General features: G+C 55.4%; 2 protein-coding genes. Both read left to right on the plus strand.

All coding sequences use genetic code 11. The features are described from left to right. Positions 1-544 precede the first annotated feature (544 nt). Positions 545-841: a HigA family addiction module antitoxin gene (locus PG898_RS21090; RefSeq protein ID WP_012477889.1), complete on the plus strand. Its 297-nt coding sequence runs from the start codon at positions 545-547 to the stop codon at positions 839-841. Between the two features lie 172 nt (positions 842-1,013). Further along, a partial coding sequence (locus PG898_RS21095; protein ID WP_270824992.1) for a replication protein occupies positions 1,014-1,957 on the plus strand: 944 nt, incomplete at its 3' end.

The raw sequence follows: 1,957 nt of genomic DNA on the forward strand, positions 1-1,957 counted from the left end.
TTGAATGGGTTCATGTGCAGCTCCATCAGCAAAAGGGGATGATAAGTTTATCACCACCGACTATTTGCAACAGTGCCGCTGTTGCTAAGTTCAGATCTGGACGCCAGAAGTAAATCAACAGCTCAACCAGGTGATCGCCTCGATGCGGTGAGACAAGTCCCCCCCTATTACAGGCGGCAGCTCGACCAGGTGGCCAACGCACCAGGCACCGGCAGCAGCTCAACCAGGTGATCGCCTCGATGCGGTGAGACAAGTCCCTCCCCTATTACAGGCGGCAGCTCGACCAGGTGGCCAACGCACCAGGCACCGGCAGCAGCTCAACCAGGTGATCGCCTCGATGCGGTGAGACAAGTCCCTCCCCTATTACAGGCGGCAGCTCGACCAGGTGGCCAACTCACCAGGCACCGGCAGCAGCTCAACCAGGTGATCGCCTCAATGTTGTGAGACAAGTCCCTCCCCTATTACAGGGCGGGCCTGATCTATTGTTGAAGTTTACCAACTAGGTTACACTTCAAAACACATCATTCTGATGAGGGCTTATTACATGAACCAATCACGACCGGCCACACCTGGCCAGATACTTGAAAGGGAATTCTTGGCCCCGTACGGAATCACTCAAACAGACTTGGCCACCCATACCGGATGGACAAGAAAGCACGTTAATCAGCTATGTCGCGGGCGAGTGCCTGTTACAGTCGATAGCGCGTTTATCCTGGCAGCAGCTACACGAACAGAGCCGGAATACTGGCTAGGGCTGCAAAGTGCCGTGGATCTATGGGACGCAGAGAATGACGAGGCGTTGCGTAGTCGTCTAGGACAGGTGAGGCCGTTAGCGGCATAGAAAGGGAAAACCCCGGAAACCAACTTGGCGGGCGGTTTACCGGGGTCTAAATTTGGTGGCACTTTCGGTGAGCTTGGCGGCAACCGAGGTGCCGGAGCCTGGATAAGGCTAAGGGTTGCACCTCCTATTATAGCGGGAGTGTACCCCTTGGCAAGTTAGGGGTGCATCAATAATGGCGCAAGCTCAGTTGTCCTTGTTCGGTCAGAACGAGGCAGAAACATATCACGACACAAGCGCAAGGGGCTTTTTCTCGCTCCTGGTGCAATGGCCAACCGGCAAACGTCAATCCTCTTTCCCTCTTGAGCAGATGCCAACAGTCCTTAATGCTGTTGATCATCGTCTTGATACCTGGCTATCACAGGCCGAGTTTATGCGGCCAAACAGGCGAGTCGTGAACCTCCTTCGGATTGGTTTGTTATTCGCTGATCTCGATACCTACAAGATGCCCTGGGCTCAAGGTCGCAAGCCTGAAGAACTGGCGGCGGCCATCACGTACTTTTGCCAGTCTGAAGGCATACCGCAGCCATCCATCATGGTCTATTCAGGGCGTGGCATTCAGGCTAAATGGCTACTGGAAAGGCCAGTACCTCGCCAAGCCCTGCCCCGCTGGAATGCTTGCCAAACCCATCTAATCAACAAGCTGGCCGAGCTGGGCGCTGATCCAGGGGCAAAGGATGCAAGCCGAGTGCTTCGCCTGGTCAATACCGTGAATTCAAAGAGCGGGGCCGTGTGCCGTGTGGTTCACGTACTGGAAGAAGGGGGCTTACCCATTCGCTACAACTTCGAGTATCTGGCTGAAATGCTGTTGCCGGTGGCTCGCTGGGACATCGAGAAGCAAAAGGCGGAACGGCAGCAAGCCAGGCTGACGGTCGTTAATGGTGGCAAGGTCGGGAACCTGCGCACCTTCAGCGGTCGTCAACTGGCCTGGGACAGACTGGAAGACCTACGCAAGTTGGGCCAGCTCAGAGGCGGAATCAACGAAGGCGAGCGAATGAGGCATCTTTTCTGGCGTCTTAACTTTCTCCTTCTCTCTGGGGCGACAAACAGCGCCCAGATGTACCATGAGGCCGCCGCTCTTTCCTCCGAGCTGGATACTCGTTGGTCTTACCGCTCCAA

It is taken from the genome of Aeromonas sp. QDB31, assembly GCF_027707605.1.
In the GTDB taxonomy this organism is placed as follows: Bacteria; Pseudomonadota; Gammaproteobacteria; order Enterobacterales; family Aeromonadaceae; genus Aeromonas; species Aeromonas media.

Coding starts and splice junctions, on each gene's coding strand:
- PG898_RS21090 (WP_012477889.1), top strand. CDS start 545: ATGAACCAATCACGACCGGCCACACCTGGCCAGATACTTGAAAGGGAA.